Source organism: Sphingobacterium sp. E70 (assembly GCF_019285695.1).
Lineage (GTDB): Bacteria > Bacteroidota > Bacteroidia > Sphingobacteriales > Sphingobacteriaceae > Sphingobacterium > Sphingobacterium detergens.
The window spans coordinates 1,363,895-1,379,714 of sequence record NZ_CP079104.1; the positions used below are offsets into that span (position 1 = coordinate 1,363,895).

Annotated in this window: 16 protein-coding genes and 5 pseudogenes; 8 read left to right on the top strand and 13 right to left on the bottom strand. The window is 38.5% G+C overall.

The genetic code is table 11. The annotated features are described in order from the left end of the window. Positions 1-725: 725 nt before the first annotated feature. The 10 genes and pseudogenes from KUH03_RS09950 to KUH03_RS09995 all read right to left on the bottom strand — a co-directional run bounded on the left by KUH03_RS09950 (position 726) and on the right by KUH03_RS09995 (position 8,870). Positions 726-1,634: a SusD/RagB family nutrient-binding outer membrane lipoprotein gene (locus tag KUH03_RS09950; RefSeq protein WP_373564678.1), complete on the bottom strand. Its 909-nt coding sequence runs from the start codon at positions 1,632-1,634 to the stop codon at positions 726-728. Between the two features lie 32 nt (positions 1,635-1,666). Next, a complete protein-coding gene (locus tag KUH03_RS09955; RefSeq protein WP_257093005.1) occupies positions 1,667-2,002 on the bottom strand; it encodes a SusD/RagB family nutrient-binding outer membrane lipoprotein in 336 nt (111 codons plus the stop codon). Beyond that, complete coding sequence (locus tag KUH03_RS09960; RefSeq protein WP_257098113.1) at positions 1,885-2,316, bottom strand: hypothetical protein; 432 nt, start codon at positions 2,314-2,316, stop codon at positions 1,885-1,887. The genes KUH03_RS09955 and KUH03_RS09960 overlap by 118 nt, the downstream gene beginning before the upstream one ends. 10 nt (positions 2,317-2,326) lie before the next feature. Beyond that, positions 2,327-2,767, bottom strand: a complete 441-nt coding sequence (locus tag KUH03_RS09965) for a hypothetical protein (RefSeq protein WP_257093007.1) — start codon at positions 2,765-2,767, stop codon at positions 2,327-2,329. A gap of 38 nt (positions 2,768-2,805) precedes the next feature. After that, positions 2,806-3,447, bottom strand: a complete 642-nt coding sequence (locus KUH03_RS09970; RefSeq protein WP_257093009.1) for a TonB-dependent receptor — start codon at positions 3,445-3,447, stop codon at positions 2,806-2,808. Continuing rightward, complete coding sequence (locus KUH03_RS09975) at positions 3,401-3,829, bottom strand: TonB-dependent receptor (RefSeq protein WP_257093011.1); 429 nt, start codon at positions 3,827-3,829, stop codon at positions 3,401-3,403. The genes KUH03_RS09970 and KUH03_RS09975 overlap by 47 nt, the downstream gene beginning before the upstream one ends. Before the next feature lie 164 nt (positions 3,830-3,993). Next, positions 3,994-5,223, bottom strand: a complete 1,230-nt coding sequence (locus KUH03_RS09980) for a TonB-dependent receptor plug domain-containing protein (protein ID WP_257093013.1) — start codon at positions 5,221-5,223, stop codon at positions 3,994-3,996. 21 nt (positions 5,224-5,244) lie between these two features. Beyond that, positions 5,245-5,430, bottom strand: a pseudogene (locus KUH03_RS09985) (carboxypeptidase-like regulatory domain-containing protein); the annotation flags it as partial. A 725-nt stretch (positions 5,431-6,155) separates the two neighbouring features. Continuing rightward, positions 6,156-7,423: pseudogene (gene serS / locus KUH03_RS09990) on the bottom strand (serine--tRNA ligase). Between the two features lie 461 nt (positions 7,424-7,884). Then, positions 7,885-8,870 (bottom strand): annotated as a pseudogene (locus KUH03_RS09995) (class I fructose-bisphosphate aldolase). A gap of 176 nt (positions 8,871-9,046) precedes the next feature. Here KUH03_RS09995 and rsmI point away from each other — a divergent pair. Together rsmI and KUH03_RS10010 are read left to right on the top strand one after the other, a co-directional pair. Beyond that, positions 9,047-9,710: pseudogene (gene rsmI, locus KUH03_RS10005) on the top strand (16S rRNA (cytidine(1402)-2'-O)-methyltransferase). Positions 9,711-9,752: 42 nt separating this feature from the next. Then, positions 9,753-10,145: a PH domain-containing protein gene (locus tag KUH03_RS10010; RefSeq protein ID WP_257093016.1), complete on the top strand. Its 393-nt coding sequence runs from the start codon at positions 9,753-9,755 to the stop codon at positions 10,143-10,145. 73 nt (positions 10,146-10,218) lie between these two features. On the opposite strand, the gene KUH03_RS10015 is transcribed toward KUH03_RS10010, so the two are convergent. Then, positions 10,219-10,419: a hypothetical protein gene (locus KUH03_RS10015; protein ID WP_257098115.1), complete on the bottom strand. Its 201-nt coding sequence runs from the start codon at positions 10,417-10,419 to the stop codon at positions 10,219-10,221. Between KUH03_RS10015 and KUH03_RS10020 the strand changes: the two genes are divergently transcribed. From KUH03_RS10020 to KUH03_RS10030, 5 genes and pseudogenes are all read left to right on the top strand, one after another. Then, complete coding sequence (locus KUH03_RS10020) at positions 10,370-10,471, top strand: SHOCT domain-containing protein (protein ID WP_257096862.1); 102 nt, start codon at positions 10,370-10,372, stop codon at positions 10,469-10,471. The two genes, KUH03_RS10015 and KUH03_RS10020, sit on opposite strands and share 50 nt — an antisense overlap. A gap of 59 nt (positions 10,472-10,530) precedes the next feature. Continuing rightward, complete coding sequence (locus tag KUH03_RS45605) at positions 10,531-11,382, top strand: hypothetical protein (protein WP_306429520.1); 852 nt, start codon at positions 10,531-10,533, stop codon at positions 11,380-11,382. Between the two features lie 4 nt (positions 11,383-11,386). After that, on the top strand, positions 11,387-11,851 hold the full coding sequence (locus tag KUH03_RS45610; protein WP_306429521.1) for a hypothetical protein: 465 nt from the start codon (positions 11,387-11,389) through the stop codon (positions 11,849-11,851). Next, entirely contained in the window at positions 11,743-12,105 is a 363-nt protein-coding gene (locus tag KUH03_RS45615; RefSeq protein ID WP_306429522.1) for a nitrilase-related carbon-nitrogen hydrolase, read from the top strand. Before KUH03_RS45610 ends, KUH03_RS45615 begins: the two co-directional genes overlap by 109 nt. A gap of 369 nt (positions 12,106-12,474) precedes the next feature. Further along, a pseudogene (locus tag KUH03_RS10030) lies at positions 12,475-13,523 on the top strand (cysteine desulfurase family protein). A gap of 98 nt (positions 13,524-13,621) precedes the next feature. Here KUH03_RS10030 and KUH03_RS10035 read toward each other — a convergent pair. Both KUH03_RS10035 and KUH03_RS10040 read right to left on the bottom strand, forming a co-directional pair. Then, positions 13,622-13,975, bottom strand: coding sequence for a copper resistance protein NlpE (locus KUH03_RS10035; RefSeq protein ID WP_257093018.1), 354 nt, complete (start codon positions 13,973-13,975; stop codon positions 13,622-13,624). A gap of 185 nt (positions 13,976-14,160) precedes the next feature. Next, on the bottom strand, positions 14,161-14,466 hold the full coding sequence (locus KUH03_RS10040) for a lipopolysaccharide assembly protein LapB (protein WP_257093021.1): 306 nt from the start codon (positions 14,464-14,466) through the stop codon (positions 14,161-14,163). Positions 14,467-15,062: 596 nt separating this feature from the next. Here KUH03_RS10040 and KUH03_RS10045 point away from each other — a divergent pair. Continuing rightward, complete coding sequence (locus KUH03_RS10045) at positions 15,063-15,800, top strand: electron transfer flavoprotein subunit beta/FixA family protein (protein ID WP_257093023.1); 738 nt, start codon at positions 15,063-15,065, stop codon at positions 15,798-15,800. Positions 15,801-15,820 lie beyond the last annotated feature (20 nt).

Here is a 15,820-nt window from a genome sequence, read left to right on the forward strand (position 1 = left end):
AATAGCACAGGCTATTTATCGCTTAAAAAGTCATTTAGTTAGTAATGTATTTTTAACAAAATTTTCTCCTGTTAAAAAATGTTAAGAGCAAATTTATAACTTTTTTATCTTTTACAATGCATGCATAAAACCATGAGATCATTTAGTAACATCAAAACACACAAACAATTGATTAACAAGAGATTAATTTACAAAAAAACAATAACGGGAACCTTAAGGTTAATAATCTTCCTTCACAACTAATGCAGACATGTCGCTAGTATTAAATTAAACAATTTCAATTCTCTAAACCATTTGCTAAATCAAAATTTTCAGATTTCAATTACACACAATTTTAAAACCGCAACTCTATAACAAGAAAACAACTTATTTACAACAACATAACAATAAATAAAATTTCGTCTTAGAGAGTATTTAAAATATCATTTATGTTATAAAAGGTATCTAAAGGTATTTCAAAGCTTTTTTTGCTATAAAAAAATATTTTAAATTCATTAATTTCTTAAAATAAACGAAACAATAATAAAACATAACTTATATTAATTAAACATAAAGCTACAGTAATAAAAAGAGTCTTTCTGAAATTTAATAGATCTGTTGACATACGTTTACGAACAAGACAATCCTAACGTGCCAGTAATCGAGGATTCAGTTTTGAGGTTGATAGCAAAAAAAAGCGGTCTCTTTCGAGACCGCTTTCCAATTTATAACCTTAGACTGATAGACTAGCGTGTACCGCCTGCCCACCAAACATTTTCAGTGTAGACATATTGTCCATTACCGTATGCTGCCTGAACATTTGGATTCGTTGTTGTATCATCGTTACCATATGGTAAACGTAATGGGAATTTACCAGGATTTTTCAATTCAATAAGGTTTTCACCATTTGCTTTCCAACGGCGGATGTCGTTGTACATCTCAGTTGACTCGCCAGAAGCACCAAAGAAGGCTAAATATTTTTGGTTTGCAATCTCTTTCAATGCATTGGCTTGAAATAATGGTTTTACGTTATTATTGAAATAATCCGAAGCAGCTGCACTCGTAATTTTATCCGACGTTTCAACCATTGTACCGTTTGCCGCTACTGTTGGTGCAACCAGTGCTGCATTAACAGAAACTTCAGAATTAGCTATAGATGCTATTACCGCATCCTTCAACACAGCTTCTACCGTATTCACTCCCTGTCCTAAACGTTGCATAGCCTCCGCTTTCAAAAATAACAACTCGTGATAACTCAAAAACTGAGTAGGAGCAGTTTGAGAAAACACAAATGTTGATGTTAAGTACTGATACTGTACTTGCTCGCTTTCTCCATTTGGAGCCAATAGCTTATAGGATGCTGCATTTGACGCGATATCATTTACTTGTGTCCAAACACCCGTTTTTGAATTCTGCGGCGTAAAGAAATCTCTCACTAAACGTGGATCCTTACGTACAACCATCTTATCTGCTAGGCTTTTACTTGCAGCTAAACCATCTCTTGACCACTGAAAATCAAATAATGGATTTAAGTTTGTCTTGCTATACTGCGTAAATTTCGCTTCATCCGAAGCATTTGCGAACGACTTATCAACATTCGCGATAACCTCAGTTAATACAGCCGACTTATTTGAAGAAACATTCAAAAGACGCATTCCGTAACGAGCTTTAAGCCCATATGCAAATTTCAGCCATTTAGCACTGTTACCATTATATAGTATATCTTGTCCCCGGCAGCACCCGACGCATGCGTATCTCCTTTAGGAAGATTAGCAATAGCCGCGTCCAAATAAGCGATGACTTGTTTATATAATTCCTGCTGTTTATCTAATTTGGGATTCTTAATTTCCAAAGGTTTAAACCCTTCAGAATATGGCACGTCACCAAACATATCGGTCAACAAAGCTAAGTTGTAAGCCGCCATAACCTGCCCCATACCCAATGTAGTATAGTTGCCAGCTTGTGGACCACCTTCTGAACATTTCTCAATGACAATACGGGCATCACGAAGGGCAAAATACATATTCCCCAAGTATTGTTAAACGTTGATGCTGCCGATGGTTCATTTGTACGATGCTCGGCATTCCATGTCTGATTGAATACCCCTACCTCATGCTCCACATAAGTAGAAAGATAAGTATTGAAGTCCCCACCGACATTATAAAAAGCAGTTCTTGTGATGACATCAGTCAACAAAAATTTAGCCTGTACATCTGTAGGTTTGTTTACATTTTCGTTGATCTTGTCCATCGCATCCTCTGAACAAGAAGTAAAAATTACTGGAGCGGCCAAGACGCCCATAGCCAATAATCCTACTATATTTAATTTTAATTTCATTGTCTTAATCTTAGAATTTAACATTAACACCTAATCCATAACTCGATGTACCCGGTAGAGAGAAACGCTCAAATGCACCTGACATATTTGTATTTCCTTGTGAAACCTCAGGATCAAAACCCTTTAATTCGGACCAAAGAATGATGTTACGTGCGAAGGCATTTAAATCAACCTTGATTTTTGAATTTTGATATACCGGATACCCTACAGCAATTTCACGTAACTTCACGAATGAAGTTCCACGAATACCAGCTTCGGAAATATTGCTCAAAGTATTGAAATAATCGTATGCTTTTGAAGGATCAATCAGGATATCGTTAGTTTCATATTGACCTGGAGCTACTTCTTTTACAGCAGGTTGCTCAAATAAGAATCCATTTCCATCACGAAAATCAACTGTTTTCTGTGTAACACCATAAACATCTAACGTGTTTGAAGTACCGTGATACATTTGTCCACCCTGTTTCCAATCCAGTACCGCTGAAAGTCTTACTTTTTATATTCAAAGTTGGTATTGAAACCTAGGTTGAAATCTGGAGAAACGCTACCGATTACTTTTTCTTCACCCGCTTGAGGAAGGCCATTTTTATCAACGACAATCTGTCCGGCGTCATTTCTCAAATAAGACACCCCGTAAATTACTGGGAATTTAGATCCAATACCTGCACGAACTTGCGGAGTAACAAAACCTCCCATGAAGATACTGTTTACACCTTCTGCCAATTCATCGACATAGTTATCTATTTTGGTAAAGTTGAATGCAAAATCCCATTTAAAATCTCCCTTACGATATGGTGCAACCGCTAAAGTAACCTCATGTGCATTGGTATGAATTCTACCACCATTTGTAACTAAGCTAGAGTAACCAGTAGAAGCTGCTAATGGCACTTCAAATATTTGGTCTTTTACGTTCTGACGTGAGAAAGTGTAATTCAAATTAATTAAACCATTCCAGAATGTTAAATCAGTACCAACTTCAATCGCTTGCGTGTTTTGCGGTTTTAGATTCGGGTCATAAACAATGGAGTATGGGGTATAAGAAGTTATACCGTCACTGTTGATTGGATAAATAATTGGTGTACCACTAGAGAAAACCGCCACCATATGTTGGTTTGTCATAGTAGCTCTCATAATAATCTCCTGCTTGACCAACTTCAGCGTATGAAGCTCTCAATTTACCCATGGTCAATACCGAATTTTTAACACTCTCCAATTCTGTAAAGACAAAACCTGCCGAAACAGAAGGGTAGAAGAATGAACGGTTGTTTCTAGGCATGGAAGAAACGATGTCATTACGGCCAGTGGCATTTAAAAACAACATGCTTTTGTACGCCAATGCTAAACTACCAAAAGTACCAAAAGTACGTGTGTGACGCAAAGTTTGCTCACCTGTTACACTTGAAGCATTATTGATATGATTCCATCCAGGAAAGTTAAAATTCATTCCATAAGCGTAATCTCTTCTACGGACACGGTTTACAATCTCGTTACCCACCATGGCATCAAAGACCAAATCATCATTAATCTTCCAATTGTAAGCAGCTGTTCCTAAGGAGTTCCACTCTGTTACAGAGACGTTGAAATTTTCGACTTCACCAAAACCATTCGCATGACCATAACCCCAAAGATCAGTGTAGTTTGTTGTATATGAGTCAACACCTGCTTGATACTTTAGCGTTAATTTTGGTTCTCGCCTAAGTTAGTCGCATATTGTCCAAAGCCATTACCAAAGAAACGTTGTGTATCCTCTGTAAATTTGTTGTTCTCAACTGCCCAATAAGCACCATCAAATCCAGCGGTACCACGGTAAGTATTTTGGCTTGTAGGCGCATTCAAATAATAGGATGGTATACCTTTTAGATCATATGAAGCTGGAGCACCATAAACAGTGGCAACAATTCCATTATTTGCACCTGTTTGTTTTGAGATATGGGAGTTCACATAGTTACCCGTGAAACCAGTCGTCCATTTATCAGACAATTTCGCCTCACCCGATAATTTAGCCGTATAACGGTCCATTCCTGTCGAAGGGACAATACCATTGGCATTGGTCGAACCTAAAGACAACGCGTAACTTCCTTTTTCAAATCCTTGTACAATATTAAAAGAGTTATTAAAGGTATTTCCAACATTAAAGAAATCCTTCGCATTGTTATATGCTTGCGGAGTTGCCCAAGGATCTAACCCTGCATTGGCACGTTGTGGAACATAATACTGCCCTTGGTGCTTTCCATATTGTTTCGTATACTCATTATCGGTATTTCCACCATAAGTCGCATCATTGGCCAATTGATCGATAGCAGGTCCCCAGGACATAGAAGACAGCGGTGAATACTTTCCACCTGTTCCTTGCGCATATTTTGTCTGAAAGTCTGGAAGAACGGAGACTTTATCGAAGGAAACATTGGAACTGTATGATATTTGTGGCTTACCTTGTTTTCCTTTACCGCTCTTTGTGGTAATAATAATTACACCATTAGAAGCTCGCATACCGTATAATGCCGATGCTGCCTGTCCTTTTAGGATATTGATGCTTTCGATATCGTTCGGATCGATGTCCAGCCCTCTGGATGAATAATCTGCACCAGAAACAGAGTTACCTGTAGACTGATCTGAAGTCGAAGAAATGGGCAATCCGTCGACAATGTATAGCGGTGAGTTATTTCCTGTAAATGAACGTGCTCCACGAATCGTAATATTCGCAGATGCTCCCGGCATACCTGAAGAAGGTGTTACCTGAACCCCTGACACTTTACCTTGTAATGCTGTAGCCAAGTTGCTATTTGCAGCTTCAGTCAATTTATCGCCTTTGACTTCTTGTGTCGCATAACTCAATGCACGCTTTTGGCGCGATTGTCCCATTGCAGTCACAACAACCTCTTCTAAAGCGTTGTCATGATTCTCCATAGAAACATTGAATACAGTGCTATTGTTATTAACAATAATGGTTTTATCGTCAAAACCAACTGAACGAAATACGACAACTTTACCTGCGGGTACATTTAATGAATAATTACCACTAGCATCTGTTTGTGTCGCTTGATTAGTTCCTTGTACTACTACTGTTACCCCTGGTAACCCCTTACCATCAGCAGATGTAACACGACCACTAATCTTTTTTTTCTTGTGCGAATGCGACCGAAGTCAGGATCATTCCACCAACAAGAAAACTTAGTAATGTTTGTTTCATGTTTTAGTTAGTTAATTTTATTATTTTTCTAGTCCTTTATATTGATATAAATTATATCCGTTAACATAACTGTCTAAACAGACATTGTTTAGACAATAAATAGCAATACGCAAAACAGCATATCGCCATTCAGTTGGTAACAGTTGAAAATATTATTGAAAAAGTCAACCCTAGGTAGATGTAGAGTCAATCTGTTGAAAATACTCAGCTGTAAAATTTGCTCCTTTCAGCATTTACAGTAAATAATAGTTAGTGCGATTTTTATTAGCGGTTCCAAATATAGAAAGCCAAAGTTGCTTTTACAAGTTTTTTAACATTCACCAGCAAAAACAAAAAATACTGCAATAAAGACAGCAGTATCTTACAAATTCAAACGGGAGATTCATTTTAGAATAAAAACTCAACAAACAAATTCAAAACAGAATTTTATACGGAATCACACATATTTAACAAAACATTAACAATGTCATAAGAAAACGTTAACATTTGTATTTCTTTATTTTTAGTCACAAAAAAAAGAGTAATTTATAACGATTCTAAAGTTTACATAAATCGAGTTATTTCAAAAAAAAAGAGACTTTACCTGTTCAGGTAGAGTCTCTTTCTATCACAAATCCCGATTAAGAAATTTGTTATTTAATTCGTTCGCTTAATCAATATATTCGAATTTGGTATAAGGTACCAAAACAGCTGGTATCCGAATACCTTTATCTGTTTGATTATTCTCTAAAATAGCCGCAACAATACGTGGTAAGGCTAACGCTGAACCATTTAAAGTATGAGCTAATTGCATTTTTCCTTCAGAATTTTTGAAACGTACTTTCAAACGATTTGCCTGATAGGTTTCAAAATTAGATACGGAAGAAACCTCCAACCAGCGTTTTTGGGCAGAACTATATACCTCCATATCATAAGTCAATGCAGCGGTAAAACTCATATCGCCACCACATAAACGTAATACGCGATAAGGTAGTTCCAATTTTTAAGCAGACCTTGTACATACAGGCTCATTTCCTCCAACACTTCATACGATTTTTCCGGATGGACAATCTGTACAGCTTCAACTTTATCAAACTGGTGAAGACGGTTCAAACCGCGTACATGAGCACCATATGACCCGCTTCGCGACGGAAACATGGTGTATAGGCACAATGCTTAATCGGGAATTGCGCTTCCTTCACAATCACATCTCTGTAAATATTGGTTACGGGAACCTCTGCCGTAGGGATCAAGTATAGATTATCATTGTTGACATAATACATCTGACCTTCCTTATCTGGCAATTGCCCTGTAGCAAAGGCTGAATCTTCATTCACCAAGATCGGCACCTGTACCTCTTCATATCCTTGCTCAGCCGCCTGATCCAAAAAGAAATTGATCAATGCACGTTGCAATTTTGCCCCTTGCCTTTATAAATTGGAAATCCGGCTCCCGCAACTTTTACGCCGAGCTCCAGATCCACAATATCATATTTGTTTAATAATTCCCAATGTGGCAACGCGTCTTCTGATAATGCGGGAATCTCTCCATTTGTTAATACGACTTCATTATCATCAGCGCTTACACCAACTGGAACAGAGTGATGCGGTAAATTAGGCAATTGTACAATCTTATCATTCAACTCGATTTCAACCGCTCCCAATTTATCCAACAGTTGCTTTACTTGCTCTTTATATCCGGACGATTGTGATTTAACGGCTTCAGCTTCTTCTTTTTTTCCTTGGCGCATCAGATCTCAATCTGTTTTGCTGCCGCATTAGCTTCTCCCGAAAGGGCGTCCGATTCCGCTTGGATCTTACGGCGGTCTTCATCTAAACTGATGATTTCGTCGACCAATCCAATTTCCTTGAAATGCTTGACAGCCAATCTTTCGATAACCGTATCCCTGTTTTCACGGATATAATTCAATTGCAACATAATATAAATGTATTATTTAAAAAATAGTGAACAAACTTAGATAAATTTGCCTTCATATACAAGCAAATTTATTCAATAACACCTGTTTGTAGCGCATTCATGCTCCTTTCACTAGCATAGGTTCCTTTGCCAACTTTGTGAATTATACACGGGTTGATTGAATGGAAAGGCTTGGTTATGCTCAGAAGATACTGCGTATTAATGATAGCTTGCGCCATCCTTGGATGAGTTCATTAGGATCAGAGTTAACACAGTTTTATCATCAGGTAGTGGTACGTTCAGTAATAGTGAAGGAGATGTTCTTTACCTATTTTCATTCCGATCCGATTAATATAAAAACGTCCTCCAGAAAAAACTGTTTTCCGAAGAACGTTTCAAGCTATATTTTACTACTGCAAAATGAATTGGCAACAAGAATATTTTGTCAACACCCTGATATTAAATCAGATTTAAACGATCATCTAAGCTACCGTAACTTCTTTACATAAATAGACATCTTGGATTGCATGTAGCAATTCGACCCCTTCATTCATCGGTTTTTGAAAAGCTTTCCGACCAGATATCAAGCCAGTCCCGCCAGCTCTTTTATTGATTACAGCAGTTTTTACAGCTTCCTGTATATCGTTTTGTCCCGATGCTCCGCCTGAATTGATCAGTCCTGCCCTACCGGCGAAACAATTGAGTACCTGGTAGCGACAAAGATCAATGGGATGGTCCGATGATAACTGGGTATACATCCGTTCATCCAATTTACCATAGCTACTTTTACCCATATTCAGTGCCTTAAAACCACCGTTCAATTCTGGAAGTTTTTGTTTAATAATATCTGCTTTTATGGTTACACCGAGATGGTTGGCCTGTCCTGTTAGATCCGCAGCTAAATGATAATCTTTGTCTCCTGTTTTAAATGCTGAATTCCGCAAATAACACCATAATACCGTAGCCATACCAAGTGAATGTGCTTCTTCAAATGCTTTTGCTACTTCGATAATCTGACGATCGGACTCTTCTGAACCGAAATAAATAGTCGCTCCAACTGCTACCGCGCCCATGTTCCAGGCTTCGCGTATCGTTCCATACAGAATTTGATCAGCACGATTGGGATAGGTTAACAGTTCGTTGTGATTGATCTTGACTAGGAAAGGAATCTTGTGTGCATATTTTCGCGATACTGCCCTAAAACGCCAAAAGTAGAGGCTACGGCATTACAGTTTCCTTCCAGTGCTAATTTCACGATATTCTCCGGATCAAAATATTGGGGATTGGGAGCAAAAGAAGCACCTGCACTATGTTCAATCCCCTGATCTACCGGCAATATGGACAGATACCCGGTATCGGCAAGCCGCCCCGTTCCGAAAAGTTGTCCCAAGCTACGCAATACCTGCGGTGTGCGGTCGCTCGCACCATATACCTGATCAATAAAAGTAGATTCGGGAAGATGGAGCATCGTTTTGGAAACTGCTGGTTTGTCAAACCCTAATAGATAATCTGATTCCGCACCTAGATGTGCCTGTATTTTTCGATGTATTGCATAATTTATTATTGCATTTATATAGAAAATAACTCCAAAATAGACAGAATGTTTTAGCACATATTATATAGTAAAAAAACTTAACTTTGACCATGTTATATTTAGTTCCAACACCTATTGGCAATCTGGAAGACATGACCTTTCGTGCAGTCAATATTCTGAAAGAAGTAGACATCATCTTAGCAGAGGATACAAGAACAAGTGCTCCCCTTTTAAAGCATTTTGGCATCGATAAAAGGTATTTGCACATCATCAGCATAATGAGCACAAAGCAGTTTCCGAAATCATAAAGTTTCTGAAAGAAGGACAAAATATCGCCCTTATTTCAGATGCGGGGACACCAGCGATCTCTGATCCCGGTTTTTTATTGGTGCGGGCTGCTCTTAAAGAAGGATTGGAAGTGCAATGTCTACCCGGCGCCACCGCTTTTGTACCGGCCCTTGTAAACTCAGGTTTACCAAATGACCGTTTCTGTTTTGAAGGATTTCTACCTGTTAAAAAGGACGCCAAACTCGTCTCAAGGCTTTAGCTGAAGAAAAGAGAACAATGATTTTCTACGAATCACCTCACCGCATACTCAAGACAATCGAAGAGTTTATTACTGTCTTCGGTGCCGAGCGACAAGCTTCAATTTCTAGAGAATTGAGCAAGTTATATGAGGAAAATGTTCGCGGAACATTAACTGATTTAAAATTACACTTTGAAAACAATCCAATTAAAGGAGAATTTGTATTTTGTGTAGGTGGATTGGAATAAATTTTGACAATCTTTGATTAATAAAACGTATTTGACATGAACATGGAACAATTTGCACAAGATGGACAGGATATAAAAATCATTGAAAAATTGATTACTAAAGTCCAGGACATGCTTACTCCAGGAGAAAAAATAGATTATATCGCAGTACAGAAAAAGCCTGCGGTGACAATTTTACCTGACAGTATCACCATTAGTAATAAGCGCATTTTTATGTGTGAATTCACCAAATTGGGCTTAGCGACTGATTTTGAGATTTTTGGATGGCAGGATATTAAAGATATTGCCTTCAAAGAAGAGATCTTTGGTTCAAAGGTCACTGTCATTCCTTTTACTGGAGAAAACTTAAGTATTGACTACATTCCAAAAGTTCAAGCCAGAAAACTCTACCAATATATTAAAGCTGCTCTTGAAAATTATAAAAAGCAGAGCTAGCCGCTGAAAAGGAGAAGATCGTAATCACCCCGAGCAGCCCTCGGGAGGTTATCGTTGAGAAGGTTGAAGACAATCAGCCGACTCCGGCACCAGTTTCGACAGCAGCACCGGTCGTTACACCTCCTGCGCCAGTAGCACAACCTGTTTTCTCGGCACCAGTAGTTCCACCAGCGCCACCTGTTTCCGCCCCTGTGACTCCGGTTGTCGAAGAAGAGGAGGATGAAATTACCTTAAAGCTAAAAAAACTAAAAACACTCTTTGACAAGCAACTCATCACACAAGATGAATACGAACAAAAGAAAAGAGAAGTTTTATCCAGTTTATAAAAATAAGTGGATATTGTGAAGAACAACTATTTATTGGCACTTTTAAGTGCCTTTTTATTGTGGTTGGCTTGGCCCCCATCCCCTATTCCAGCGTATTGCTTTTTATCGGCTTTTTACCCTTATTGATTGCGCTGGAAAATATCATCCGTAATGATACAATTAAAAAGAAAGGTAAAAAGATCTTTCTAACGGCAGGTCTGACAGCAGTCATCTGGAACACCGCATCCATTTATTGGGTATACAATTCCATCTCTGCAGTTATGCCTCCTTTTGCCGCGATTTTGATCAGTTTGATCCCTTTCTGTCTGGGCGCGGCATTAATGGCCATTGCATTCAACTTATACTATCGATTAAGACGTAAGACTTCGCTGTTGTTATCTCTTTTTGGATTAATGGGATTTTGGATCAGTTATGAATTTCTTCATGCTACCTGGGATCTTGCATTTCCATGGATGACCTTAGGAAACGGCTTTGCTAATTTTCATCAATTGATTCAATGGTACGACATCACTGGTGTATACGGTGGATCAATATGGATCTGGTTGGTCAATATCTTGGTTTTTGTGCTCTATCTCAATCGAAAAGGTATCTACCAACTCAAAAATCGGATAGTTCCCATTCTTTGTCTAGTGCTGGTCTTATGTGTTCCAACCGTCTATTCATTGGTTCGCTATTTCAATTACGAGGAACACCAAAACCCAGCCCAGGTGGTAGTGGTGCAGCCCAATGTGAACCCTTACATCAAGTTTCAGATCAGCCCCGAGGAGCAGTTAAACACCTTGTTTTCACTGTCGAGTTCAGTAGCCAAACCCAATACGGAATTTTTATCTGGCCTGAAACTGCCCTTTCCCAAAATGGTGATTTTGATGAAGAAAACCTGCGAGAAACGTATTCCTATCAACGGATTCTAAAATTTTGGATCAATACAAAAATGGCAATGTCTTATCGGGTATAGAGAGTTATCAATTATACAATTATGCAAAGACAGCAACTGCACGTGAAATTGCCCCGAATATCTACCAGGATAATTTTAATGCAGCAACATTGATCGATTACTCATCCAAGCTGCAATTTTACCATAAATCTAAATTGGTTCCTGGCGTAGAACAGATGCCCTTTGGTGCTGCGATGAATTTTTTAAAACCCTTGTTTAAAGCTTTTGGTGGTACGACAGGTGGTTATGGAAAACAAGCAGAACCTTCGGTTTTCTATGCACAAAGTGGTATTGGCGCTGCTCCTGTCATCTGTTATGAATCAATCTGGGGGATTATGTGGCGAAATATGTTAAAAAAGGAGCACAGTTTATTGCGATTATCACCAATGATGGCTGGTGGGGTAATACTTCTGGAAAAGACCAACATCTGCAATATGCAAAATTAAGGGCCATCGAAAATCGACGCTGGGTTGCCCGATCGGCGAATACCGGAATTTCTGGTTTTATCAATCAACGTGGTGATATCGTACAACAGACAAAATGGTGGGAGCCAGCAGCATTGAATCAGGAGATCAATCTGAGCGAAGAGATTACAACATACACCAAAGTAGGTGACATCGCTGCATATCTTGGTCTAGCAATCGCTCTGGGTGGATTTCTTATAATAATTGTACGCAAACGCGATCCTCGTTTACTATAACAGCTAGTTCCTTTACTCAAATGTCTGTTTTGGCATAGTTGGTGAACCCCAAAAGTTAAATCAAAAACCTTTGGGGTACACTTCAACCTCGATACAACAAGTTTGCCCCTATTCCCTCATATTCCCCAACAATTCCATAGCAAAGATCCTATTCACAACGGATCCACTTTTACTTTTTAGGTCTTCTGATTTCAATCGAAAAGCTCTCCATCCCCATTCAGCCCTCCAATGGAAAAAAACGACTAAATTATGATGAAAATAAGTCATTTAATGCATTTGATTTACTTTTGATATTTGTAATTTTGCATCATGCAAGTATATTTCGACAATGCTGCGACTACAGCCTTAGATCCTGAAGTTATAAAAGTAATGGTAGATGTCATGGATAACAATTTTGGAAATCCATCTTCTATCCATAGTCACGGAAGACAAGTAAAAACAATAGTAGAAAAGCCCGGAAAACAATCGCCAACCTACTCCATGTATCTCCGGCAGAAATTTTCTTTACCTCGGGTGGAACCGAAGCCGATAATATGGCTATCGTACGTTCGATCACGGACTTTGGCATCACACATGCAATTACCTCACCGATAGAGCACCATGCCGTTCTACATACGTTGGAGGAGCTTGAAAAACAGGGAAAAGTTCATCTTGATCTACTTCATGTGGACAACAAGGGAAATCTGGACCTGAATCAACTGGAAGAGCTTTTAAGTAGCAATCCCCGTACCTTTGTTTCCATTATGCACGCCAATAATGAAATTGGCAATCTGAATGATATCCAACGTATATCGGAATTATGCCAACAATACAACGCGATATTTCACTCGGATACCGTGCAGACCATGGGCCATTATCCGCATGATTTAGGTCATCTTAAAATCGATTTCATTACAGGTGCAGCGCACAAGTTTCACGGACCAAAAGGTGTAGGTTTTCTCTATATCAATGCAAATAATAAAATTAAACCTTTGATTTATGGTGGAGCTCAGGAGCGGAATATGCGTGGCGGAACTGAGAATGTTTATGGGATAGCGGGACTAGCCAAAGCTTTAGAGCTTGCCTATGAGCATATGGAAGAACATCAAGCTTATATCCAAGCACTTAAATCGTATATGATTGAAGAGCTGCAAAAAGCGATTCCAGATATTGATTTCAATGGTGTTATCGAGCCCAGTAAATCACTATATACGGTACTAAACGTATCCTTCCCTTGTAGTGACCTTGCTGACATGTTGCTATTCAATCTGGACATTTCGGGCATATCCTGTTCCGGAGGAAGCGCCTGTAGTTCAGGAACAGATATTGGGTCTCACGTATTGGGAGCTATTAAAACAAATTCAGACCGTCCATCGGTCAGATTCTCCTTTGCAAAAACAACACAAAAGAAGAAGTGGATTTTGTCGTGTCAACCTTAAAAGAACTTTGTACCAAAAATAAATAGCAATAAGGACTACTAAACAAAAAAACCGAAGAGAATTCTCTTCGGTTTTTTTCTATGTAGGTATTATATCGTTCAATAAATTTCAGTTTTCGTCAGCACATAGTATTTGGAGATATCTCCTGTAATATCATTACCCGATAGATCCAACTGGCTTAAGAAATGGTTACCTAATTTGAATTTGTAATCAACGCCGTCCAGTGTAATAATGTTTCCATCCAATTTCCATTTTCCTTCACGCACAAAAACATCATCACTTTTGTTCAGATATTTGGACGAATATTTATAGGAGTTGTCTTTGTGTAATGATATCAATGTTTCAATGCCATCGCAGTCGGCACAGGGCATCACCCCTTTATATTCTCCAATCACGATTTCCGCTCTGTCTCTTCCCTTTAATTCTTGCAAATTATCTTTATAGGCAGCCACACTCTGTTTGGGATTATCACATCCCCCAATACAATCATTACCAACAATCCCACTGTCCAAATAAACCTTTTCATCTCATTCCAAATTCAAAAAAATCAGCATCTAATAGTTACTCCCTTAAAATTCATAACAAATTAGATACCAAAAATTTAGAATGGATTAAAAATCATCATCGTCATCCTCTACTAAAAATGACAAAGCTCCTGTAACTCTCCCAATGCATGGAAATTACGGCTTTTGCGTGCTATTTCAATTCCATTTTTATAGGTTGTAATTGCAGGCTCGTGCTTGTCCAGTTTTTCATATAATTTTCCCAGATGATAATATGTTCCCACATAGTCAGGATGGTTTTCTATCAGCTTTTCAAATCTGGCCAAAGCTTCCTGCTCGTCATTCAGCTTCAGATACTCTGCTGCAATGGCATATTTTAAAAAAGGATCTTCGGGGCTCTCTTTCAAAAATTCGTTGAGTTGATCCAATCGTGTTGACATATCTTTTTATTTCAAATTTAACTAAAATTGCGTTTATCTGTAAACAATTGTTTTAATTCCCTCCTAGCTGCTGTGCCGTAAACCAACCCATTCGACGTGCTTCTCTCATAATGAGAGAGTGAAATGTATTCTATTTAGTATTCCGAATTTCCGCTATATCCCAGCAATAAAATCTAAATCATAGTTGCTTCATACTCTCATAATAGTACCCCGATGAAGGCCATCATAAAAACTGCTAACTTTTCAACTTCATCAAACAAATAACAATGTTACATGCTAATTTGCTCCAAGCACTTGAACATTAAATGCAATAGGCTGAGCAATTCGTCGAAGCAAAAATACTATGCTAGCATATAAAATGACATTATACTGACGCATGATCTTCATTAAAAAAAAAGAATACTGAAACTGTCAAAATTTAACAAATACAAACAAAAAAGCCAAAAAATTCAAAATACAGCAAAAATAACAAGACATAAGCAATACAAATTAAAAATAACACAACAGCGCAAGTGAACCCTGAGACAAAATTTTAAGCGGGTCGGGGCTTTTTATTTGATAGAAAATATGGTAAGTTTGGGTAAAACCAATCGTATATGAAAATATTAGTTTGTATAAGTAATGTCCCTGACACTACATCGAAGATCACTTTTACAAATGACAACACTGCCTTTAATACAGCTGGGGTGCAGTTTATTATAAACCCTTATGATGAGATTGCCCTTTCGAAGGCAGTTGAATTGGCTGAAGGAGGAAAAGGAACAGTGACTGTCATCAATGTTGGAGATGCATCCACCGATGCGACCATTCGCAAAGCATTGGCTATAGGCGCAGACAATGCAGTACGTATTAATGCTATTCCCAGAGATGCCTGGTTTGTGGCTAATCAAATCGCAAATTACGCAAAGGACAATGCTTTTGATCTGATTTTAACCGGACGGGAATCCATCGATTATAATGGTGCTCAGGTCGGTGCAATAGTTGCCGAATTGCTGAATATACCATCGGTATCAATCGCCAAAAAGGTTGATATCGCTGCTGATTCCGTCAGTATTGAACGTGAAATAGAAGGTGGAAAAGAAGTCGTAACGTCTAAACTTCCCATTGTTATTGGCACAGCGGAAGGAGTAGCCGAGCCTAAAATACCCAATATGCGTGGTATTATGAGTGCACGTACCAAACCATTGGATGTGCTGGAACCATCCGCAGTTGATACACTTTCCCACATTGTTAATTATGAGACTCCAGCTCCACGCGGCACTGTAAAACTCGTTGATGCTGCAGAAGTTGAGAAATTGGTTGCTCTATTACATGATGAGGCCAAAGTTATTTAATCATTAAATTCCGAAAAAAC

What these genes read in the sequence shown, in the direction of transcription:
- KUH03_RS09950 (WP_373564678.1), bottom strand. Translation starts at nt 1,634, where the DNA reads ATGCGTCTTTTGAATGTTTCTTCAAATAAGTCGGCTGTATTAACTGAG.
- KUH03_RS09955 (WP_257093005.1), bottom strand. Translation starts at nt 2,002, where the DNA reads ATGTATTTTGCCCTTCGTGATGCCCGTATTGTCATTGAGAAATGTTCA.
- KUH03_RS09960 (WP_257098113.1), bottom strand. Translation starts at nt 2,316, where the DNA reads ATGAAATTAAAATTAAATATAGTAGGATTATTGGCTATGGGCGTCTTG.
- KUH03_RS09965 (WP_257093007.1), bottom strand. Translation starts at nt 2,767, where the DNA reads ATGTATCACGGTACTTCAAACACGTTAGATGTTTATGGTGTTACACAG.
- KUH03_RS09970 (WP_257093009.1), bottom strand. Translation starts at nt 3,447, where the DNA reads ATGAGAGCTACTATGACAAACCAACATATGGTGGCGGTTTTCTCTAGT.
- KUH03_RS09980 (WP_257093013.1), bottom strand. Translation starts at nt 5,223, where the DNA reads ATGGAGAATCATGACAACGCTTTAGAAGAGGTTGTTGTGACTGCAATG.
- KUH03_RS10010 (WP_257093016.1), top strand. Translation starts at nt 9,753, where the DNA reads ATGGAACAATTTGCACAAGATGGACAGGATATAAAAATCATTGAAAAA.
- KUH03_RS10015 (WP_257098115.1), bottom strand. Translation starts at nt 10,419, where the DNA reads ATGAGTTGCTTGTCAAAGAGTGTTTTTAGTTTTTTTAGCTTTAAGGTA.
- KUH03_RS10040 (WP_257093021.1), bottom strand. Translation starts at nt 14,466, where the DNA reads ATGTCAACACGATTGGATCAACTCAACGAATTTTTGAAAGAGAGCCCC.
- KUH03_RS10045 (WP_257093023.1), top strand. Translation starts at nt 15,063, where the DNA reads ATGAAAATATTAGTTTGTATAAGTAATGTCCCTGACACTACATCGAAG.